This is a genomic window from Dorea sp. Marseille-P4042, assembly GCF_900290215.1.
Taxonomy (GTDB): Bacteria; Bacillota; Clostridia; order Lachnospirales; family Lachnospiraceae; genus Dorea; species Dorea formicigenerans.
On sequence record NZ_OLMI01000001.1, the window covers coordinates 947,071 to 969,884 of the forward strand.

Consider the following 22,814-nt stretch of genomic DNA (forward strand, 5'->3'; position numbering starts at 1 on the left):
TTCCATTTTGGTAACATCTGTTTATTCCAAGTTTTCTACACCATAATACCGATATATCGCTGAACCAATGTATTTTGTAACCCCTTTTCCGTACTGTTTATCTGTGGCTTCTTCCAACTGAGAATGATTCAAATAATCTTTAGCCATTTCTAATAATAATACTCTTGCATTATCCATTTTAAAAAGATTTTTACAACTTTTCCCCAATCTTTTTACTGCTTTCATTGACATATCTTTCATCGTAAACCGTTACGCTACTAAAGAGTCAAGATGTTTTTTCTATTTTATCACAAATTCAATAAAACTGCCCCTAATTTTACAAATAAGAAATGACGCAGATAATGTTTCCACTACCTACGCCATTTCTCATTACATCTTTGAAATATTTACTCCATTTTCTTTCAATCTTTACTCCAATTTTACTCCATTTTAAAAATCTGTTACGATATTTTACGGTATTCTATGATACCTTTCCCTTGAAGAAAAATGTCTGCAAGCCTTGATTTTAAGCGAACTTTTCAATATTCCCAAGCACTTTATTCTGTTGTGAGATTTTCTCTCAAATTATTTCATAACAATATTGATAATCTTCTTCGGAACGTAGATTTCTTTTACGATATTTCCTGTCAGTTTATCTGCGATTGCTTCTTTTCCTGCTGCAATTACATCGTCTTTGGAAATGTCTGTTGGTACTGAGATGACAGCTTTTGTCTTACCGTTGATCTGTACAGGTACCTGGATTTCGTCATCTTTCATCTCATTCTCATCGTATGTCGGCCATCCGGCTTTGAATACGCTGCCTTCGTGTCCTAACTGCTCCCAAAGTTCCTCTGCTACATGAGGTGCAAATGGGGAAAGCAGTACTGCAACTGTTGACAGTGTCTCTTTGTCAATTCCGCCTTCTTTCTTAGCAATCTCGATGAGCTTATTGTTGTGTTCCATGAATGCAGAGATGACTGTATTCAAGCTGAAGCTCTCCAGACGTGTTGTTACATCATAGACAAGTTTATGACGCTCTTTGATCATCTCTTTCGAAGCTTTTACATCTGAATCTTTGCTGTCCATAACAAGATTCCACAGACGTTTCAGGAAACGGTTTACTCCATCGATTCCACGGTCATCCCACTCTGCGTCTAACTCCGGTGGTCCTACGAAAAGCTCATACATTCTCAGGGAATCGCATCCATAATCTCTTACAAGATCATCCGGTGATACAACATTTCCCTTAGATTTACTCATCTTGATTCCGTTCTTTCCTGTAATCATTCCCTGGTTGAACAGTTTGTGGAATGGCTCGTCAAAGTCAATGACTCCGATGTCGTTCAGGAATTTTGTATAGAATCTGGAATACAGAAGGTGAAGAACGGCATGCTCTACTCCACCAATGTACATATCTACCGGAAGCATCTCATCCGCTTTTTCTCTGGAAACCAGTTCTTTGTCATTATGATTATCCACATAACGCAGGAAATACCATGATGATCCTGCCCACTGTGGCATTGTATTTGTCTCTCTCTTAGCGTCAGCGCCACACTGTGGACACTTGCAGTTTACCCACTCATCGATTGCAGCAAGCGGTGACTCACCAGTTCCTGTCGGCTCATAGGATTCTACCTCTGGCAGACGAAGTGGCAGTTCTTCCTCCGGTACCGGAACATTTCCACACTTCGGACAATGAACGATCGGAATTGGCTCTCCCCAGTATCTCTGACGTGAGAATACCCAGTCACGCAGCTTGTAGTTTACAGTTGCATGTCCGATTCCTCTCTCCTCGATGATATGTGGTGCCTCTTTTTTCAGTACGGCAGACTCCATACCATTCCACTCACCGGAATTGATCATTGTTCCGACAGCGTCTGTGTAAGCCTCTGTCATATTCTCAATCTCTTTACCATCTTTTGCAATTACCTGGATGATCGGAATATTGAACTTTGTAGCAAATTCAAAGTCACGGTCATCATGAGCCGGTACACACATAATTGCTCCTGTACCATAGTCAGCAAGTACATAATCAGACAGCCAGATTGGAACTTTCGCCCCGTTGATTGGATTGATTGCATAGCTACCTGTGAATACACCTGTCTTTTCCTTATCCTGCATACGATCTACATTCGACTTCATAGAAGCATCATAAATGTACTGTTCTACTGCTTCTCTTGTCTCGTCATTTGCAAGGCTCTTAGCAAGTTCATGCTCCGGAGCCAGTACCATAAATGTTGCTCCGTGAAGTGTATCTGGTCTTGTTGTATAAACTGTGATTTTCTCATCTCTTCCTTCTACTGGGAAATCTACCTCTGCACCGTATGATTTTCCAATCCAGTCAGCCTGCATCTTCTTAACTTTCTCAGGCCAGTCAAGCTTGTCCAGATCATTTAGAAGTCTGTCTGCATATTTTGTGATACGAAGCATCCACTGACGAAGATTCTTCTTTGTAACTTCAGCTCCACAGCGCTCACATTTTCCGCCTACAACCTCTTCATTGGCAAGACCTGTCTTACAGGATGGGCACCAGTTGATTGGGAATTCTTTCTCGTATGCAAGTCCTTCTTTGAACATCTTAACGAAGATCCACTGTGTCCATTTGTAGAAGTTCGGATCTGTTGTGTTGACTTCTCTGTCCCAGTCATAAAGAGCCGCAATTTCATTAATCTGACGCTTAATATTTTTAATATTAGCTGCTGTTGAAATCTCCGGGTGAACTCCCATCTTAATTGCGTAGTTCTCTGCCGGAAGTCCGAATGCATCCCAGCCCATTGGATGAATGATATAATAACCCTGCTGTAATTTATATCTGCTCCATACGTCAGAAATTACATATCCTCTCCAATGACCTACATGAAGTCCGTTACCTGAAGGATATGGGAACATATCCAGGCAGTAATATTTTTCTTTTTTCTTTCCATTCTCATCAAACTGGACATTGACCGGATTCTCTTCCCATTTATCACGCCACTTTTTTTCGATTGCCTTATGATTGTAAGGTATCTTAGACATATTGATTTCCTCTCTTTCTGCAATACTGCATCTAAAATAAATGAAAGCCTTCTCATCTCCAAAGAGACGAAAAGGCTTGATTCCGTGGTACCACTCTTCTTCATATGAATTCTCATATGCACTCATTGCTTCTGTAACGGGAAGTCCCGCTCCTGCCTATGTTGTCCTTACGATAAATGTCTGACCTGTTCAGCAGAAGAACTCCGAGGCGAGTTGGGAGATTACGTCATTGCCTTGCACCTGCCGGCAACTCTCTGAAAACGATAGGCTCTTAATACTCCTCTTCCATGTCTCTTTCATATTCTTCATTATTATAAGGAGAATGATAATATAAGTCAAGACTCAATCCGAAGTTTTCAATCATATTTTCCATCTTCATTTATCATCCCTTCATTTATCACTCTTTATAATTTTTCCCTTTTTTATTTATAGGATTTTCTAATAAGGTTTGCCCTTTCGCGATGAAAGTTCTACAATTCTTACTAAGATATAGTCTTTGGCAGTGTGTACATGATACAGCAAACAACAACTTTACTCCAGCTAAAAAGGATTATGGATGTGCCGGGACATTCTTGAAATTTTACATATGAAAATGAGGTTTTTGACAATGACTACTCATAAAGAGTTTTATTATATCCTGACTTTCAATACAACTACAGATGCTATGTGCGCAGACAAATGCGCGAAAGAAAACACAAACGACATTCGTGCTGCACTGATGCCGCTTCCTCAGGAATTTAAAAGTGGCTGTGGCTTCGTGCTTCGTTTCCTGGACGATAATTTGGAGGCGATTATAAAGTTCTGTAAGTCCTCCCCATTTAATGGAAAACTTTTTAAAATGCATACAAAAAGGATCAACGGTCATCATCCCATTGATCCTGTTTCTCTTACCTCTTTTGACTTTTCCGAATAATTACAGTGTAATTACCTGATCAACTCCAGCCGGTGCCAGTGCTGCATATACATTCGGGAAGCATCCGATTCCTGCAGGTGCGATCAGCTTGTCAGCGATATCTCTCTGATAGCAGCATCTGTCGCATGCCATAAGGAGCATTCCTGTCTTCTCGCTTAATGCCTGAAGTCTTGCAGCAATATCTGATCCCTCAACAAGCATATATGCATTATCGAAGAAGAACATCATTCCTGCAACCTCTACTCCGTGACGATCCTCCTCAAGCTGCGGAATGATCATATTCTCCAAAATCTCCCTCGCGTGCTCTGACTCAAATAAATAAGCTACTTTCATGTCTTTTTTCCTCCTTGGAATATAAATTTTTATACTTCAAATGTTGCTTTTGCCTCAATCAGTGCCCGGTCAATATCCGCCTTGATCACATCATTCGTATCCAGCTCCATTTCTGTAACATACTCATCGAATTCTGCAGAACTGCAGAAGAAATTCATAACGTTTCAGCATGATCCTGCCCAGTTTACAAGTTCCCCTAATGGAAATGTAAGGGCATGCAGAGTCTTCGGTGCATAATCTGCTACCTTCCCATCTACAATCTTTACATAGACTGGTTCTTCACACATTGCACATACTGAATGCACTTCTGTGTCCTGATGAAATGTAAATGCTGCTCCCATAGCGTCAATCGCACACATCGCTGTAAATTCACGGCCATCCGCCAAAGTTACACGGTGATTCGTCTCCAGTGATGATACCGGATAAATAAAGTTTACATTTTTTTCTTCCTCATCAACGACCATTCCATCTTTATCAATCAGGCACTGAATAATCTCTTCATATTCCTGCTCATCCATCTGAAGTACCTGAAGTGTAACTTCTTTATCGCTCTCCAGATTATATGGACGTTTATTATCAATGGTAAAATTAATGATATATAATCTTAACTCATTCTGTCTTGCAGTAAATTTCTGATGTACATTCTGTATTCCGTTCTGAACTACCTTTTCATTCTCGTTCTGTGTATTATTCTGTATATTATTATCTAACATTTCCCTAATTTCTTACTTATTTATTAATATTTTTTATTATCTTTTTCACATAACCATTCATCTTACATCCGACTCTTTTCACACATGCGCTCATCTCTGTATGTTCTTTAAAAAGTCAGTGCTAATGTCTTTATGATTTATTTAAGCTGTCGCTCCTGCCGTATCTCCTGCCGGCTTCTTCGCACTCTCAACTCCCTGGATAAACTCCATAATATCTTTGTCTTCCTGAGTATAGACACCACCGCTCAGTGCAGACTTCAGAATCTCTGTTAATTGATCCACATATGCGTGATACTGTGGATTCGTGCGGTCTCTTGGTCTTGGAAGATCAATCTTTAAATCCTCAAGGATTTTACCATGGTCTCTGGACATTACGATGACACGGTCACTTAAATATACGGACTCGTCTACATCATGGGTTACCATCAGTGATGTTGTCTTTTTCTGTCCAAGAATATCCTCAAGCTGTCTCTGAAGAAGCTGACGCATCTGGAAGTCAACCGCTCCAAGCGGTTCGTCCATGAGAAGTACCTTCGGATCACATGCAAGGGCACGAAGAAGTGCAACTCTCTGTTTCATACCTCCTGAAATCTCATGAATATAATAGTTCTCATATTTTGTAAGCTGTGCCATCTCCAGAAGCTCTTTTAACTTCTTCTTTCTCTCTTCTTTTGGCACTTTCATCTTCTTCATCGGATATTCGATATTCTCACCGACTTTTAACCATGGGAATAATGCATAATTCTGAAACATAAATGCACGATCCGGTCCCGGTTTTGTAACTACATTCCCATTCACTTCAATAATTCCTTCCGTCGGTTTCTGGAATCCTGCAACAATTGTAAGTGTTGTTGTCTTGCCACAGCCAGACGGTCCCAACAGACATACAAACTGTCCTTCTTCTATCTCAAAAGAAACATCTTTTAACACCTGATTGTCAGACTCACCTTTCCTTCTTCCTTTAAAGCTTTTTGATATTCCCTGTACTAAAATTGACATTTTTCTTTGACTCCTTCTCTAGTTCTTTGTTTCCAGTGGCAAAAATTTGATCTGTTTCTCTTCGACCCATTCTTTACTTACTTTTAATTTTTTAGCCAGATAGCACGGGTCATTCAATTTTTCAACTGCTTTATTATAGCTTTCTATAAAATTACGAAATGCTTCCGTCTGTTCAAATTCCTTATCTACGAGCAATACATAAGAAATGTAGTCGTTATCTGAAATAGGCATCGTCGGAATATCGCTGACTTCTGCCGCCTTTGTAATATCCAGAATTGCTGCATCTACCTGCTCATCTTCCATGGCATACAGAATACCTTTCTGTGTAATCTCATCAAATCCTTCAATCTGAGGGTATGCAGCCTTTGCAAGTGCTTTTTCCTGCTGTCTGCCCTGCGTAATTCCTACATTTTTTACATCTGTCCAGTCTTTTTTATAAACAATAGTCTCTCCATTCATGAGAACCGGACCGTAGATTTCCACATCTTCATTATTTTCAATGGTATGTTTTGCAATGTGTGGACAATAAAATCCCACATTAATTTCTTTGGCATTGAGCGCCCACTGAGCAGTATTGCTGCAACAGTCCTGAAAAGATGAACTCTCCGTGGAAGTGGAAACTTTATATTTTTCATTTATTTCCTGTAATGTCTCCTCCATGATCACACCGGATATATCCGCTCCGGATCCCACACGGATATCTGCATCTTTATCCCATTTCTTCTCTCCTGGAAGAAACAGCATAGCACCAATACCTGCCAGTATAAATATTCCGCCAATGATACCTATCGCTTTATCAATCCTCATCTATGCCGCTGCCTTATTTTGTAGTCTTTCCTTTGATATATTTGTACAGTGCAAATATTGCATAGCAGATCAGAATCACACTACTGATATGCTGTGCCCAGTCCGGGAAACCAATAATCATCTTATTTGCATAAGAAATTGTGTGTTGTGTCTGGTTATAATCCAACACTGGTGTAAACCCCGGCATCAAAAGGCGGTTCGTCAAATATCCAACCACATTAGAAATTATGACAACCATTGTAAAGTACAGGATCATAGCATGCTTCCCAATCATTCTGCTAATTGTCAGAAGTTCCGGAATATTCGTTCCTGCACCTGCCATTAAAAATGTAATGGCAACTCCAGGTGCTGCTCCACTGGCAACAAGGGCTGCTATAAACGGAATATGTCCAACTGCACATACATACATAAGTGCAGCGATGACGGTAATTCCAAACAACGAAACAAATCCAGTCTGTCCAAGATAATCCTGAATAAATGACTGTGGTACAACATTGAATATCAACCCCGCGATCAGCATTCCAGACACGGTATATTTACAGATTGTTACACTTAATTCCGTAAATGACCAACGCATTCCGGATTTAATCTTGTCCCAGAAGCCCGGCTCTTCAAATTCAAGCTGAATCAGCGGTTCCGTACTTACAGAGTCTTCTTCCTTATCTTCATCAGTCTCTAATTGGGTCTGTTTTATTTCCTTATTTCTCAGACCAATATGTAATTCATTTCCGGCAAACTTATTGGCTATCATACCGATAACCATCGGTGCTACGAATCCTGTAATCAGATAAATCGTTGCAATCTCTTTTCCAAGAAGACCATAAGCCAGAAGTAATGCAATCGGATTAATCATTGGCGTACTAGTCATAAATGCCAGCGTTGGTCCAAGATAGGCTCCGCTGTAATACATACTGATTCCAAGCGGAATCGTTCCACAGCTGCAGATTGGAATAAACATTCCTGATATAGTTGTCCAGAATACGCCGCTGATCTTTCCAGATCCAATTGCTGTCTTCTGAATCTTTTCCGGTTTCAGAAATTCGTGTAATAATCCAGCAACCAGAAAACTAAAAATAATCCAAGGAGATGAACTGTTCAGCATATTCCATGTAGATGCTATAATCTTCTCCAAAAATTCCCCAAATTCGGCTAACATGTCTTTAATGCCTCCTCAAATGCTTTTCGTATCGCTGGTTTCGTCAGCTTTGTGACTGCTTTCTTTTCATTAATTACAACCATGCTTTTGGTAACTGCACCGTATTTCGGAATATAATCAAAGTCTTTCCCCGCTTTGTAAACCTTTACATGGACTTTGCCTTCATACTCCTTCTCCAAGGCTTGAACCAAGCCTTCAAATACTTCGCATCAAGCACAGGCACTAATGTACTCAATTGATGGCTTTTTCATAACTTACCTCCCATTTTTGCCAAGTATACATTGGTATTATATATGTAAATTTAATTTGATTGTTTGTTTATTTAAAATATAAATATTAACAAATTATAATATTCTATTCTTTAATAAATATATCTTTATATTCTGGATTTTTGATATGATTCGAACGTATATATGAACAAATGTTAATAACTAAACAAAGAAAGGAGGCAATAGATTTTGGGGAATAATAAAAATAATGATGATGTAAATCAACAAGTCAACCGAATGCAGGCCGCTACCAACAATGGTGACCGTAATCGCTGGCGAAAGATGGGAGGAAAAAACCGCAATTTTGCTGCATTGATTGCTCTGATCATCATTTGTGGAATTTGGACTTTAGCCGCACATGCTGTAGCAAAGCCTTTTCTCTTTCCATATTTTGAAGATGTAGTAAAAGAAGTTGTCTATTCTTTATCAGATATGTATGTACTTCGTAATCTCGGAATTACGATGCGTCGTGTATTGACCGGTGCGTTCTATGCATTTATCATCGGACTTCCGCTTGGAATGATCATGGGATACTCGCCTAAAATCTTAAGAACTTTGTCACCATTTATGAACTCTTTAAGACAGGTACCGATCATGGCATGGGTTCCTCTTGCAATTGTATGGTTCGGAATTGGAGACGGTCCTACAATCTTCCTGATTGCATTCAGTGGTGTATTTACGATTATTCTGAATACAATTTCAGGAGTGCAGGATATCAGCAAAGACTTTTACAACGCAGCTCGTTCGATGGGGGCAAATACACTGAGCATCATAAAAGACATCGTCCTTCCGGGATCTCTTCCGGGTGTTATGACTGGTGTGAGACTTGCAATCGGACTCGGCTGGATGTCCGTTATATGAGCGGAGTTCATTGCGACCAGTGCCGGATTCGGCTACTGTATGGTGGAAGCTCAGGGGAAGATGCAGACTGAAAAGGTCATCGCTTACATGATCATCGCAGGTCTTATCGGATTCCTGATCGATACAATCATGGTTCTTGCTGAGAAAGTACTTCTCAGATGGAGAGCTCAATAGGTAACATCAAAAGGCATGGACACCAGATTGCCTGTTATCTATCTGATGCCAGAATTTCAAATGTGGAATAAACTACAGGCATCGAATTCTTGAATGTTTTTTACACTTGTTATTGGAAGAAAGAAGCGTATTTCTATCAACTGAAACACGCTTCTTTCTTTTTTTGCACATTCTTAATTATGGTAAACCCTGCAGGGGGAGCAGGATTTCTATAGGAAATAATACTGTTCAAGTATTAACCAGAAATCTTCTGACATTGCTGCCTGATAGACTTAATCGTACTTGTAATAGGAAGGGTCATAATCCGGTCTTTATGATACAAAAGATAAATCTGTCTCTCTGTATTCACATTCGGGAATTCAAACTTCAATAATTTCCCCAATGCCAGAGAATCCTGAATTGCCAGACTACTTACAAATGCAACTCCCATTCCTTCTTCTACACTTCTCCGGACCAGATCGGAAGATTCTGCCTGCATGGCTATCTTCAACGGCTTTGCATGCAGATTCAGTGCTTTCTCAATACTTTCATATGCAATCTTTGTTCCACTGCCTGATTCCCGTATAACAAATGTCTCTTTCTTCAGCTTATCAAGCGGAAATACCCCATTCAGACTCCGATATTCTTCTGTATTCGGTGTCGCAAGTACAATCTGATCTTTTAGAAGCGGCATACACATACATTTCTCATGATTGGTACGGATACTCCCTATTCCAAGATCTGCTTCAAATCTTAAGACCGACTGGATCACCTGACTGCTGTCTCCTTCCAGCATACGATAATCAATCTCAGGATATTTAAGTCTGGTCTGTTTCATAATCCTCGGAAGAATATAATTCCCCGGAACTGATGAAGCAGCAATCGTTACAGTTCCTTTTACTTTTGCTTCCGTCTTATTCAAATGTGCCAGTGCCTCATTTTCCGTCTCCAGAAGCCTGACTGCATATGGATAAAACAGAACTCCCTCTTCTGACAATATCACATCTTTTGTTGATCTAACCAAAAGCTGGACTCCCAATTCCGCTTCCAATTGCTTGATATGAGTACTGATTGTCGGCTGTGAGACAAATGCTTTTTTTGCAGCAACAGAAAAGCTCTTACAGTTGACAACATTAATAAAACTTCTTATGTAATCCAATCTCATTATTTTTCTTTTTCCTCTTTTCCCCATTCTTTATATATATTTTAAATCTCTTCGTACCAAATGTCGAATTGATAGTTCTCATAGTTTTATTGAATTTGTCTATACTTTATTAATATTTCCTATAGATTCTATTTCCTTTATCAAAATTATTAATATTCATTTATATACCTTTCTATTTTATTTTGTATCTGCTATTATAATCACATATTTATTAACAATTATTAATATTTGGAGGAAGAACTATGAAAAAAAGAATTGTATCTATACTTCTTGTTATGGCACTCCTTGTCCCTACCGTAACTGCATGTCACGATAGTAGTAAAGACAATCAGGCTACAAAAGACGTAGAAGCAACAGGATATAATCCAGAAGAAGCTGCCAAAAAATTTGATTTTGGCGAATTATCTGAGGAGGATAAGAATTATACCATCGAAATGGGATATTTCAACTGTGACCACATGGTTGGAGCAATCATCGGAGAAAAGGCCGGAATCTACAAAGCCTTAGGACTGAATGTAAATGTAACCAAATCTGGCGAGACATTAAAAGCCCTTACAAGTGGTGCTATGGACGTTGGATACACCGGAATTGAAGGTGCGATCCGTGCAGTAAACCAAGGAGCTCCTTTCTCAATGGCTGCTGCAAACCACATGGGTGGATCACGTTACCTTGTAGTAAGTAATGATATTACAGAACCTTCTCAGTTAGTCGGCAAAACGATTTCCATGACTGCAGAACCTGAAATTGATCCTGAATTTTTAACATGGTCCAAAAAGCTCGGAATCCCAGCTGATGCTTCCAGTTACAACATCGTAGACATGGGATCTCAGGATGCTATGTTCGCACTGAAAGCCGGACAGATTGATGCCTTCACATGCTGTGATCCTTACGCTTCCATTGCTGAATTCGAAGGCTTTGGACATATTTTAGGAATTGGCTGGGGCGCAGCTAATGTTGACTCCGATGCTACTGCTGATACATGGGGACTTTGTTGTATCTACGCTATGTCCAATGACTTCAAAGAGAAGCACCCAGAGCTTGCAAGACGTCTTGTATATGCTCATGAGATGGCTATCGAATACATGTACACACATCCATACAATGCAGCTATGATGTTCGCAGATGGATTTGACGTTGATCCTTACGTAGCTCTTCGTACTATCTACATGAAGACAGTTGCTGAGGGACGTACAATCACATGGCACTTCTCTGAAAAGAACATTGAAAATTTTGAGAACTACTACACACAGTATCCACAGATTCCGGAAGAGGAGATTCCTCGTGTCAGTGATGTAAGTAAATTCATGACAACAGATATTTCAAAAGATGCAGGTGTTGATGATTTTGATGAATTTATCAAGAAGAATGTTGATGACAAGTTCCCGCTTGGTATGACATTCGAAGACTGGTACAACGAAGCTAAGAAGATTGATGATATCTCCGATGATGAAGCAGTAGATATCTCCAAGACAGCTACATCTTACTTAAATAAAGACCTGAAAGATCGTCAGTCATATGAATAAAATATTCTTTTAAACAAGTATTTACGAAAGAGCAGCCGCAATTGTGGCTGCTCCTTTTAAGTATTCAAGTCGAACGTCCGTGAGACAAATTTGATATTACTCACCACCAAAAAGAGGTGGGAGTCTTCTCGACTGAGATAAACTATTATTCAAAATCGTCTACTCTTGGAAAATTCATAATAAACGTTGTTCCTTTTTCCTCTTCACTCTGCACCTGTATCCAGCCCCCGTGTTCTTCTACCATACGTTTCACTACAGTCAGACCAATTCCGGTTCCTTTTCCATCTTTTTTCGTTGTAAAAAACGGTTCAAACACATGCTTTCGAAGGTCTTTTGGAATACCACAGCCATTATCTTCTACCACAAGCCTTACCATCTGGTCATCATCTACACTTAATCCAAACTGAAGTTTTATGCGTCCTTTTTTATCTCCGATCGCATGGATAGCATTCGTTACCAGATTCAGTATAATCTGATTCAGCGCTCCCACCTGACCTTTTATATAATAAGATGTACTGCATACAGATGTCTCTAATTTAATATTCTCCGGAATCAGCCTGCTTACAATACTAATACTGCTCTCCACGGCAAATGTGGCATTATACTCTGATAATACTCTCTCTGCTCTTCCTTGCCTACTGTAATCCAAAAGCTGTTTTGCCAGTTCTTCGCATCTTTTTGCTGACATGTTTAATTCATAGACCTCTTCCGGCATCTCTTGCATGACCGTGTCATTATCTGATAATAGTTCACTATATAGCACAATCGGAGTCATAAGATTATTAAACTCATGTGCCAGCGCTCCTGTTAGAAATGTCATCGTTTTCGAATGATTATATTTCTGCATCAGACTTTCCTGATTCTTCATTGCTTCATTTGCCTCATTGAGTTCTTTTTCATGTGCCAGCGCTATCTTCAGCTTCTCTTCTTCTTTTTGCTGCTTTAAAATCCGATATCCGAAAAATCCAACCCAGATCAAAATCAGCACACCAAATAATGATAAATAAAGAGCAATCTTCACAATCGGTGCAGTAATATCCCTGTAATCTTCCACCACGCAAAGTACGAATTGAACCCCATTGAAATCAACGGTATTGTATGCCACAAGTTTCTGAGTCTTCTTTGGCGAGCCGCCTTCTACTTCATAAGACCATACAACTTCACAGCCGGATACATCTTTACTTGAAAATGAAATTTCTTCTTTTTCATTTCTTGCATCTGCCATGACTGTTGTACCATCAATATCTTTTACAATACAGTATCCCTGATTCCCCACATTTAGATTGGAAAGATCCTGTTCTCCTTCATAAATCTCATCCAGATTCAGTTCAATCTGAACATAACCCGCAATGCTGCGGTTCATATAGACTGCTTTTGTCAGATAAAGTACATATCCTCCGCTATATGTTTTCCTTATTGGTCCTGCAATAACGTGTCCTGGATTTTTTCCTGCCTCCTCGCAGGAATCTGCTTCCCAGTCTTGCAATTGACTGACTTGATCCAGACGGATATATTTTCCCTTTTCTCCAATCTTCAATAAACTTGCTTCTATACTCTCTTCGTTTGCCATATCCCCAGATAATGCAGCATATACGAGGTTACTTTTCCCTTGAAGAGTCGCTTTTAAGCTATGCGAACTGACTTCTGCAATATTCTGAATACTTTCTTTTTCATTATTAATGATTGCATCTCGTACAGTTTGATAACAGAATACTGCGCTTAACAGCAAAAGCAACACTCCGGTCACTGAAATAATCAATTCTTTTCTTTTCTTATTCATTATTTCTTCTTCTCATTTCCTTATAGTTGACTTTAAATTTTTTCATAGATATAATAGCTTTATGTTAATATGTTTTTTCATAATTACAATAACAGAAAGGCAGGTATTTACAAAATGCCCGATATCTCGGTTCTTATTATAGATGATGAACCTTCCATTTTAAAAGCAGTCAGTATGACCCTTAAGCAGGAACATATTGCTGTCACCTGTGCAGATAACGGCACACTTGCACTTGATATCCTGAAAGCCAATACCTTTGACTTAATCTTACTGGATATCATTATGCCGGATCAGGACGGGTTTTCCATTTTAAAGGTGATCCGCAGCAGTCAGAACTATACTCCGGTCATCCTCTTAAGTGGACGTGGTGAGGACTCGGCTCAGGTCAAAGGTCTGGAACTTGGTGCCGATGATTACATTACAAAACCGTTCAGCAAAACTGTACTGGTGTCTAAGATCCGTGCCATGGTTCGGCGCACGAATCAGTATGTTTCAAGCTCCGATGAGGTGATTACCGAAGTAAAAAAAGGTTCTTTCGCACTACGGATGGATTCTCAGACTGTACTGAAAAACGGAAAGGAGATATCCCTTACTTCTAAGGAATTCTCCCTTCTCTATCTCTTTATTGAAAATCCAGAGTACATCTTTTCCAAACAGGAGCTGTTCTCCAAGGTCTGGAGAAGTGATAATTGCGACGACAGTACCATCCTCGTATACATCAAAAAGCTAAGGGATAAGCTGGAAGATGATCCTTCTCATCCAACTCATATCTGTACTGTCTGGGGAAAAGGTTACAAGTTCTGCATTTAGCAGCAATCCTCCATTCCCTCTCCAAAAAGATCCACCGGTTGGCCGTCTATCATACGATAGATGGCATAACCTACGGCTCCTTTTTTTTCTCCAGTAATAATAATCTCGATTTCTCCTTCTTTATCAATATTCTTAAACTGAATTTTCTGATTCTCTACCGGTGCAGGTATCGGATCTGAAAAATCATAATTCGTACTATCTCCCTTATCTGTTACAACAATTGTCCGGTTACCTTCTTCCATTTTACAGATTACAACAAGATCATCCAGCCCATCATCTGTCACATCTTCTCTGCAGGCAAGTAATACTTCTGCTGTCGGATAAGCATTTTTAAACACATTCAGGATAGGATCATCTTCCGGAACTGTCTCTGCATAACTCGTCTCACGTATTGTCTTTCCTGCTGTCTGCTTGTCAATCTTGCTCTCCTCATGCTTGTTCTCAAGGATGGATCTGGCTGCAAATGCAATGACTACTACAACTACCGCAAGAATCACTTTTGTCCAAATGCTGTCTTCTAATTTCTTTATTATACTCATCTCTCTACCTTTTATATTATTCCCTTCATCTATTATACAAGCTTTAACGCCCCTGTGTTACAAGCCCTTACACACGCAGGTTCCAGTCCCATTGCTACCCTCACAGAACAACCGTCACATTTGACAATTTTATGTTCAGAATCAAATCTTGGCACATCATAAGGACAGGCTTTCAGACACATCTTACACCCTTTACAATTCTCTCTGACAGGTATTACAAAACCTCTTTCGTCTCTTTTTAGAGCTCCATAACGACAGACTTTTAAACAGGCTGCCTCTTCACAATGCAGACAGCTCCTTGTCACATATATTTCGAGATCACTGTCCCCGCTTTTTTTCATCTCATATATTCTCGCTGGAACTGCGTATCCATAAGCCTCATCATAATGTTGGTCCAGGCAGGCAACTATACAGGCCAGACACCCGGAACACCGTGCTTTATCACATTCTACTCTGCTCATTATTATGCCCCCTTTTTCACAATTCTGCAACAATAAGATTTGAATCCCGGAAATCCTGATATCGGATCAATGTACTGGTCATCGATCAAAAGATTAATGTCGTAATTCCCGGCACCATGATATACATTTACAGCACCTTGGAGGCAAGAAGAATTCACCACTGCCTCCATATCCATCTGTCCGACCGGAGTCTCAAGTGTGACCATCTCTCCTGTCTTCACGCTGTAGTTTTCGGCATCTTCCGGATGTAATTCTACAATCGGGCAATCCTCCAGATTTACCAGCCATGGCAGCCGATAGGTTCTGGAATGAAATAACTGCGGCTTTCTGCTTCCGGTACTTAATATAAGCGGATACTCTTTCATCGGCAATGTTTCCCGGAAATCATGATATGCCGGAACTCCTTCATGCCACTCTTTCTTACAGACATTAAGGATCGTAGATACGAACTCAATCTTTCCGGTAGGCGTCTGGACCTTCATAATATCCTCTGTTGTCCGGGCTGGCATAATATGTTTTGCCGGCATCATACCATGTTCTTTTAACTCGTCCAATGTAAGTCCTGTCGGGCTTAACCGATCTTCCAGATATTCTTCATAAGTACGATACGTTGGATTGCCAAGTGTAAATCCAAGCCGCTTTGCAAGCTCTAAAAGAATTTCCATATCATTCTTTGTTTCTCCCTGGTTCTTTACAACTTTTGGCTGATAATAGACCATCTGTGGTCCCAGCAGTTCAACCTGCTCCCGTTCCTGTGTAACAGCAGCCGGAAGCAGGATATCTGCATATTTACATGTATCATTCATATATAAATCTGCACAGGAGAAAAATTCCACCTGTTTCATTCCCTCTTCGATCCGGTCCGGTCTTGGCCACATATGATGGTTCATTCCAAAGGAAATGAGATTACGGATTGGATATTTGCCATTTCCGAGGAGAAAATCTGCAATATGTTCTACCTGCAGCTCTCTGGAAGTTAATTTGTCCCACGCTGGAAACTCTCCATAATTCACTCCTTTTTCCGGATGCTCACGATCTTTTTTTGTACCCATGAAAGAATCTTTCAGCATAGCTCTTGCAGATCCCGGACCTGCAAAACCTCCCGGAATCCCAAAATTACCAGTAAGCGCCATCAATAGTCCGATCGCCCGTCCATTTTGCACACCATTTATATTATGTACGACTGGTGATGCCGATAACATAATGGAAGTCGGTCCCTCTGCTGCAATCATTCTGGCAGCCCTTATCATATTGCTTTTCGGAACTCCTGTAATCTCTTCAACTTTTTCAGGAGTAAAATCCATAACATAGTCTTTATATTCTTCATATCCATAAGTATACTTTTTAATATATTCACAATCATGCAGATTTTCTGTGATGATCACTCTTGCCATGCCCAGTGCCAGTGCGCCATCTGTTCCTGGAATCGGACGAAGATGTAACTGTGCATATTCTGTAGTCGGTGTACACTTTGGATCAACAACAATCACTTTCGCACCCCGGTCAACTGCATGTAAAAATCCGGCACCGCCTTTGACAGAATTACTGTATAAAGGATTCACGCCCCATACGACCAGAGTCCGGCACCGTCCAAAATCTGGTGGCATCAGCATAATATTTTGTCCAAAATTGCATTGATTGGCCATCATAAGTGCATAAGCACATGTACTGGACTCGGTTCCATAATTTGGTGTTCCATATTTATTTACAAATTCTGTTATCTGTGGTCTGAACCACTTCGGATGTCCTACATAGACCATCGTCTGTTCCGGACCATAAGTCTCTTTTACTGACTGCATCTTTTCTGCAATCGTATCAAGTGCTTCTTTCCAGCTAATTCGTTCAAACTTTCCTTCTCCACGTTTTCCGACGCGTTTCATCGGATATAGGATCCGTTCTGGATTGTAAAGTGCCTGTTTTATCGCAGCACCTTTCACACACACACGTCCATTTGCTCCCGGAAGTGTACAATTGCCTTCTGTTTTTATGATTTTTCCGTCTTTTATATAAAAATCTAAAAGGCAGTCTCCACCACAAAATCCACAGAATCCTGTCTTCACTTGAATTCCCGTCTCTTCTCCCGGAATCTTCGCTTTTAATAGCTCTTCTCTTGTTATTTTTTCCATAAATTTCTCCAATAGTTATAAATCCCCCCATCTTTCTATCTTTATATTATCCTACGCTTATAAGCGCTTCGTCAAATTGGATTTATCTATATATCTATATAAAAACCATATATCTCTGGCAGTTTTACATTTTTCCTATGCTATCTTTAACTGTCATGATTATTCTAAGATTATTCAAAAATTCTCATGGAATCGTCTAAAAACTTCTTTTTTCAGGTTGTTACTGTCTGTACTTTAGTGTATAATATAAACATCAACTATTCGATACTGGATATGCCGGTATAATATTATACATAAAGGAGAGTTTGCCATGGTAAATTTATTAACTGGCCCTAAAGGCAGCGGAAAAACACAACAAATGATCGAGCAGGCTAATAAGCAGGCGAAAGAATGTAAAGGTAATGTCGTTTTTATCAAAAAGACGCATCGCGATACCGCAAGTGTTGCATTTGATATCCGTACAATTTGTATGGATGATTTTCCATCTATTACGAATACCGATGAGTACATTGGTTTCTTATATGGAATGTATAGCTCCAACCACGATATTGAGTGCATTTTTATCGATGGTATTTTAAAGCACGCAGATATTTCCATTGAAAATATTCCAGGATTTATTGACCGTCTGAAAAAACTCTCCGAGGAATGCGGTATCAATTTTTATGTAAGTATCAGCGCAGAAAAAGCAGAATTAAAGAACATTAATTTGGATGGCTGCACTCTTTTAAATTAAATGGATCAAATAATGAAACAAGCGGACAGTCTATCTTAAGATGGACTGTCTGTTTTTATGCATATTTTCTACAACAAATGAAAAGGTAACAAAATACTATGAGCAATAACAATTCCGGAATCAAAGCATCAAAAAGACGCCAGATGGAAGCCAGGCGCAGACGCCTCAGACGCAGAAAAAGAAAACGCGCCATGCTGCTTGGAGGCATGTTATGTACAGCCTGTCTGATTCTATTTAGCACAATATATGGCATCCGTCATCTGTTGCATAAACATACTGACACAAAAGAAGCCGTTAAGACTTCCCCGAAGCAGACAGCCAAAAGTAAGGACACTTCCTCTTCCAAAAAAAAAATTGACACTTCTGCTGTAAAAACGCAAGAACTTGTCATTAACACAGATACTAACTCTGACAAGGGGAAAAAAGGCAGCTCCTCAAAGGGACCTACCACCATCACTATAAGTTCTATGGGGGACTGCACACTTGGAACTGATGAAAGTTTTGATCAGTCCACCAGCTTTAATGCTTACTACAACGAATATGGCGCAGACTATTTCTTTAAAAATGTCCGTTCTATCTTAGAAGCTGATGATTTGTCTGTTGTAAACTTTGAAGGAACACTGACCGAAGAGACGAGCCGGGCTGATAAAACCTTTGCATTTAAAGGGCCTGCCAAATATACTGACATTTTAACCGGAAGTTCCGTGGAAGCCGCCAATATTGCAAACAACCACAGCAAAGACTACGGCACAAAAAGCCAGGAAGATACCATCGAAAATCTGTCAAACGCAGGCATTGCTACATTTGGCTATGAAAATGTCATTGTGGTGGATGTAAAAGGTATCAAAGTCGGACTTACCGGTATCTATGAACTTGCCGAGCATGAGCAGAAAGCAACGCAAGTCAAAGAAAATATCCAGGCATTAAAAGATGCAGGGGCACAGATTATTATCGTTAATTTCCACTGGGGAATTGAAAAAGAATACACACCAAATGCTACCCAGAAAAAACTTGCACATCTGGCCATCGATGAAGGAGCCGACCTTGTCATTGGTCATCACCCACATGTACTGGAAGGCATTGAAAAGTATAATGGAAAATATATTGCCTACAGTCTGGGAAACTTCTGTTTTGGGGGAAATAAAAATCCTTCTGATAAGGATACGATGATCTTCCAACAGACTTTTACCATCGACACAGACGGTAAAGTTGCCGATGACGATAACATTAACATCATTCCTTGTTCTCTGTCTTCTTCCAGTAATAAAAACGATTACTGTCCGACACCTCTTGAAGGTGATGAAGCAGAACGCGTCAGACAAAAGATAGAAAAATACAGCGAAGGGCTCTAAGCCTTCCGCTGTATTTTTCATTTTATTCACAAATGTTACTTAATTTTAAGGCTTACAACTGTATCTGCCTTCTCGCCTTTCTTATATTCCATCGTCACAGTCTGTCCTGCTTCACACCGGACTACATCAATGTAATCAACTACAGACACATCGAAAATATCCTCTGAACCATCAATCATCAGATAATAATGAGAAGTTCCATCAATGACCGCCTGTGCAATCTTTGTAATCTCTCCGGTGATTGTCTCAATCTCTCTGCCGTCCTTCGCTTCTTCTTTCACACCATTGCTTAAGAGCAGATTCAGATAATTGTCCTCACACTGACTCACACTGTCTCCGATAGCAACGATCTGATATTTCTGCACGTTTACCATGGCATATTTCTTAACCAGTCCCGCATCATCCTTTAATGCGATAAAATAAGTCGGCTCTCCGGATATATTAAGAAGCAGTGGAAATGTTGCGGTATACTTCAGATTCTGCACCTGCCCTTCTGCTGAAGACATAGCGGAAGCTTCTGTTGCTCCCTCACATTCATAATACTTTGTTTCCATTGTTCTCTGATTGGATAATACAAATCCAACATTAGACTGATCTCCGTTGACCGAAGTCACGCCTGTGTACATCCATACGTCATCGTCCAGTGCAAGATAATTGTAACCATCTGTTGTCTTCAGGCAATCTTTCTGGCTCAGCACACTGTTGAAAAATCCATGTTTCAGTGTTCCATAATAGTCAAACAGATTGACAAGAAGATCTGCAGAATAGACTCTGTCTACCCACTCCGGAACATCTGTTGTCTTATAAGTCGTTGTTTCACCAGTAATAGCATTACAGATCACAACTTTACCGATCGTCTCACCGCCAAACAGACCGATGTTATATTTTTTCACCGGCGCGATCCAGTATGGCACACCATCATCATCAATTTCAAAGCTCAAATCCCCGTAAATGTATGTCGGATGTGCAAATCGCAGATGCCGGTAAATGTTCCGGTTAAAGTACTCACTGTTCACATATTTCATGCCTTTATCCAGCTTTACAAGCTCTGTATTCTGATTTGCCATATTAATACGAATATATGCCGGTATTCCTTCTGAACGGTTCGTAAACCACTTAATAATACTGGCATATCGAAGTGGCGTTACACGCACCGGATTATCCTTATAATTAATCTGGGAATAGATGTCATCTGCCTCAAACTGTGAAACCATATCTACCATACTTCCCATCTTACGGTCTCCCAAAAGTGCGGCAGTATCTCTGTCCAGAAGCGGAATCTTATCAAAGGAAAGCTCTTCTACATCTTCTGTAAAATTTCCCTGCTCTATCTTCATCAGCTTCTGATATTTCTTCGCATTAACAATCGGGGAAGATAAAATACTTCCAATGAAATAAACTGCACCAAGCACAAGCAAAAGTATCACGCCTGCCCGGAGTATTTTGCTCTCTTTCAAATCGCTGATACGAATTTTCGCAGGATTTCTGAATCCATAAAAAAAGAGTTTCACAATTAAAGCTATTACGATTAGAAATAATACTGCTCCCCACGTATCTGTAGAGTGAATGTTGATTGCCGGTATAGTCACATAATAATAAATTGCTGCAACGATTACCACAATCAGGGCTATTAAACCTTTTGTCTTTGTTTTCATAACTTTCTCCTTTTAAAACTTTCTCTTCCATGCAAACATAGTAAGGAAAGTAAGGAACGGGAAGATTTCCAGACGTCCTGCAAGCATATCTATACAGAATACAATCTTTGACAAGATTGAAAAATCTGCAAAATTTCCAGTCGGTCCGACTGCCGAAAGTCCCGGTCCGATATTATTAAGTGTTGCCATTACAGATGTAAATGTCGTAGTAAAGTCCTGATTATCCAAAGAAATGATCAACACAGATACAATTGCCAGCAGTGCATATGCCATCAGATATACATAGACCCCTCGTAAAGTCTCATCGCTGATCTTCTTTCTATTGATCCGGATCAGATTCACAGATTTCGGATGCACAAGCTGCTTGATTTCTCGTTTTACTCCTTTGAATACAATCATGAGACGTGACACTTTAATCCCGCCTCCGGTGGAAGATGCACAGGCTCCAATGATCATCAGCAACACTACAATACACTGGGAGAATGTCGGCCAAAGATTGAAATCTGTCGTCGCATAACCCGTTGTCGTAATGATCGTTGATACCTGGAACAAGGCGTACCGGAATGCTTTCATGATACTGCCATACATCTGATTTGTATTCAAAGTGATCAGAATTGTTGCTGTCGCAATAATTCCAAGATACACTCGAAGTTCTTCATTTTTCCAGAATGCTTTAAAGTCTCCCAGGAGCATAAAATAATACAGGTTAAAGTTGATTCCAAACAGAATCATAAAAATTGAAATAACGTAGTCAATATATGCACTGTCAAAATGTCCTACACTGTCTGCATAATTGGAAAATCCTCCGGTTCCTGCAGAGCCAAACGCATGGATCAGACTGTCAAACAGATTCATTCCTCCAAACATAAGAAAAATGACCAGGATCAGTGTCAGTCCAAAATAAATTCCATACAGAATTCTTGCTGTCGTTTTAGTCTTTGGAACAAGCTTATCTTTCTCTGGTCCCGGAACTTCTGCACGCATCAGATACATGGAATTCTTCTTGTCCAGATTCGTCAACATCAGAACAAAGACAAGCACTCCCATACCTCCGATCCAGTGAGTGAAACTTCGCCAGAACAGCATGCACTGTGGTAATGCTTCTACGTCTCTTAAAACGGAAGATCCAGTTGTTGTAAATCCAGATACCGTCTCAAAAAATGCATCTGCAAAATTCGGAATACTTCCAGACAATGTAAATGGAAGTGCTCCGAATAAGGACCATGTGATCCAGGCACTGGCAACAACAACCATCCCTTCCTTTCCATAAATCACCTGTCCCTCCGGTCTCTTTCTTCCGGCTATTACAAAAATGCATGTCAGAATCACTGCCGGTATCACAAATGACAGGGCTTCTTTTTCTTCCCCATATAATATTCCTACAAATGCCGGAAGAAGCAAGAGCAATGCTTCCACCCCCAGCATTCTGCCAAGGATATAACGTACCATTTTTCCATTCATATCTTATGACT

The 22,814-nt window shown here is 40.0% G+C and carries 21 protein-coding genes and 1 other annotated feature; of the genes, 6 read left to right on the forward strand and 15 right to left on the reverse strand.

Going from position 1 to position 22,814, the window contains the following annotated elements; genetic code table 11:
• Positions 1-21: 21 nt before the first annotated feature.
• Together C7E02_RS04835 and leuS are read right to left on the reverse strand one after the other, a co-directional pair.
• Positions 22-225, reverse strand: a complete 204-nt coding sequence (locus tag C7E02_RS04835) for a hypothetical protein (RefSeq protein WP_025482934.1) — start codon at positions 223-225, stop codon at positions 22-24.
• Between the two features lie 339 nt (positions 226-564).
• On the reverse strand, positions 565-2,994 hold the full coding sequence (gene leuS / locus C7E02_RS04840) for a leucine--tRNA ligase (protein ID WP_105309013.1): 2,430 nt from the start codon (positions 2,992-2,994) through the stop codon (positions 565-567).
• Positions 2,995-3,053: 59 nt separating this feature from the next.
• Positions 3,054-3,291: a binding site (T-box leader), on the reverse strand.
• A gap of 310 nt (positions 3,292-3,601) precedes the next feature.
• On the opposite strand from leuS, the gene C7E02_RS04845 reads away from it, so the two are divergent.
• Positions 3,602-3,907: a DUF3343 domain-containing protein gene (locus C7E02_RS04845; RefSeq protein WP_242978744.1), complete on the forward strand. Its 306-nt coding sequence runs from the start codon at positions 3,602-3,604 to the stop codon at positions 3,905-3,907.
• Here C7E02_RS04845 and saoD read toward each other — a convergent pair whose 3' ends face one another.
• The 6 genes from saoD to saoT all read right to left on the reverse strand — a co-directional run bounded on the left by saoD (position 3,908) and on the right by saoT (position 8,166).
• A complete protein-coding gene (gene saoD / locus C7E02_RS04850; protein WP_005334052.1) occupies positions 3,908-4,240 on the reverse strand; it encodes a DsrE-related protein SaoD in 333 nt (110 codons plus the stop codon).
• Positions 4,241-4,269: 29 nt separating this feature from the next.
• Positions 4,270-4,953, reverse strand: a complete 684-nt coding sequence (saoL, locus tag C7E02_RS04855; RefSeq protein WP_242978745.1) for a MerB-like organometallic lyase SaoL — start codon at positions 4,951-4,953, stop codon at positions 4,270-4,272.
• A gap of 141 nt (positions 4,954-5,094) precedes the next feature.
• Complete coding sequence (gene saoA / locus C7E02_RS04860) at positions 5,095-5,952, reverse strand: ABC transporter ATP-binding protein SaoA (protein ID WP_105308934.1); 858 nt, start codon at positions 5,950-5,952, stop codon at positions 5,095-5,097.
• 18 nt (positions 5,953-5,970) lie between these two features.
• A complete protein-coding gene (gene saoB / locus C7E02_RS04865; protein WP_105308935.1) occupies positions 5,971-6,759 on the reverse strand; it encodes an ABC transporter substrate-binding (seleno)protein SaoB in 789 nt (262 codons plus the stop codon).
• A 13-nt stretch (positions 6,760-6,772) separates the two neighbouring features.
• Positions 6,773-7,915: an efflux transporter SaoE gene (saoE, locus tag C7E02_RS04870; protein WP_105308936.1), complete on the reverse strand. Its 1,143-nt coding sequence runs from the start codon at positions 7,913-7,915 to the stop codon at positions 6,773-6,775.
• Positions 7,909-8,166 carry a thioredoxin-like (seleno)protein SaoT gene (gene saoT / locus C7E02_RS04875; protein ID WP_278336540.1) on the reverse strand — a complete coding sequence of 86 codons (258 nt, stop codon included), beginning with the start codon at positions 8,164-8,166 and terminating at the stop codon, positions 7,909-7,911. Before saoT ends, saoE begins: the two co-directional genes overlap by 7 nt.
• Before the next feature lie 255 nt (positions 8,167-8,421).
• Between saoT and saoP the strand changes: the two genes are divergently transcribed.
• Entirely contained in the window at positions 8,422-9,219 is a 798-nt protein-coding gene (gene saoP / locus C7E02_RS04880; RefSeq protein WP_242978756.1) for an ABC transporter permease subunit SaoP, read from the forward strand.
• A 235-nt stretch (positions 9,220-9,454) separates the two neighbouring features.
• Here saoP and C7E02_RS04890 read toward each other — a convergent pair whose 3' ends face one another.
• Positions 9,455-10,363 carry a selenium metabolism-associated LysR family transcriptional regulator gene (locus tag C7E02_RS04890; protein ID WP_105309016.1) on the reverse strand — a complete coding sequence of 303 codons (909 nt, stop codon included), beginning with the start codon at positions 10,361-10,363 and terminating at the stop codon, positions 9,455-9,457.
• A 242-nt stretch (positions 10,364-10,605) separates the two neighbouring features.
• Here C7E02_RS04890 and saoX point away from each other — a divergent pair, with 242 nt between their 5' ends.
• A complete protein-coding gene (saoX, locus tag C7E02_RS04895) occupies positions 10,606-11,886 on the forward strand; it encodes an ABC transporter substrate-binding subunit SaoX (RefSeq protein ID WP_105308938.1) in 1,281 nt (426 codons plus the stop codon).
• A gap of 145 nt (positions 11,887-12,031) precedes the next feature.
• Here the strand turns inward: saoX and C7E02_RS04900 are convergent, their stop codons facing one another.
• Positions 12,032-13,666 (reverse strand): sensor histidine kinase, encoded by a 1,635-nt coding sequence (locus tag C7E02_RS04900; protein ID WP_105308939.1) that lies wholly within the window; start codon positions 13,664-13,666, stop codon positions 12,032-12,034.
• A gap of 114 nt (positions 13,667-13,780) precedes the next feature.
• Here C7E02_RS04900 and C7E02_RS04905 point away from each other — a divergent pair, with 114 nt between their 5' ends.
• Complete coding sequence (locus tag C7E02_RS04905) at positions 13,781-14,476, forward strand: response regulator transcription factor (protein WP_105308940.1); 696 nt, start codon at positions 13,781-13,783, stop codon at positions 14,474-14,476.
• On the opposite strand, the gene saoC is transcribed toward C7E02_RS04905, so the two are convergent.
• The 3 genes from saoC to C7E02_RS04920 are packed head-to-tail and all read right to left on the reverse strand — an operon-like array spanning position 14,473 to position 17,602.
• Positions 14,473-15,015, reverse strand: a complete 543-nt coding sequence (gene saoC, locus C7E02_RS04910) for a Cys-Cys-COOH (seleno)protein SaoC (protein WP_105308941.1) — start codon at positions 15,013-15,015, stop codon at positions 14,473-14,475. The two genes, C7E02_RS04905 and saoC, sit on opposite strands and share 4 nt — an antisense overlap.
• Before the next feature lie 32 nt (positions 15,016-15,047).
• Positions 15,048-15,476: a 4Fe-4S dicluster domain-containing protein gene (locus C7E02_RS04915; RefSeq protein WP_105308942.1), complete on the reverse strand. Its 429-nt coding sequence runs from the start codon at positions 15,474-15,476 to the stop codon at positions 15,048-15,050.
• 2 nt (positions 15,477-15,478) lie between these two features.
• Entirely contained in the window at positions 15,479-17,602 is a 2,124-nt protein-coding gene (locus C7E02_RS04920) for a molybdopterin-containing oxidoreductase family protein (RefSeq protein WP_105308943.1), read from the reverse strand.
• A gap of 310 nt (positions 17,603-17,912) precedes the next feature.
• Between C7E02_RS04920 and C7E02_RS04925 the strand changes: the two genes are divergently transcribed.
• Both C7E02_RS04925 and C7E02_RS04930 read left to right on the forward strand, forming a co-directional pair.
• Positions 17,913-18,335 (forward strand): hypothetical protein, encoded by a 423-nt coding sequence (locus C7E02_RS04925; protein ID WP_105308944.1) that lies wholly within the window; start codon positions 17,913-17,915, stop codon positions 18,333-18,335.
• A 98-nt stretch (positions 18,336-18,433) separates the two neighbouring features.
• Positions 18,434-19,687 (forward strand): CapA family protein, encoded by a 1,254-nt coding sequence (locus C7E02_RS04930; protein ID WP_105308945.1) that lies wholly within the window; start codon positions 18,434-18,436, stop codon positions 19,685-19,687.
• Between the two features lie 35 nt (positions 19,688-19,722).
• Here C7E02_RS04930 and C7E02_RS04935 read toward each other — a convergent pair whose 3' ends face one another.
• Entirely contained in the window at positions 19,723-21,342 is a 1,620-nt protein-coding gene (locus C7E02_RS04935) for a hypothetical protein (RefSeq protein ID WP_022279845.1), read from the reverse strand.
• 12 nt (positions 21,343-21,354) lie between these two features.
• Entirely contained in the window at positions 21,355-22,803 is a 1,449-nt protein-coding gene (locus C7E02_RS04940; RefSeq protein WP_105308946.1) for a TrkH family potassium uptake protein, read from the reverse strand.
• Between the last annotated feature and the right edge of the window lie 11 nt (positions 22,804-22,814).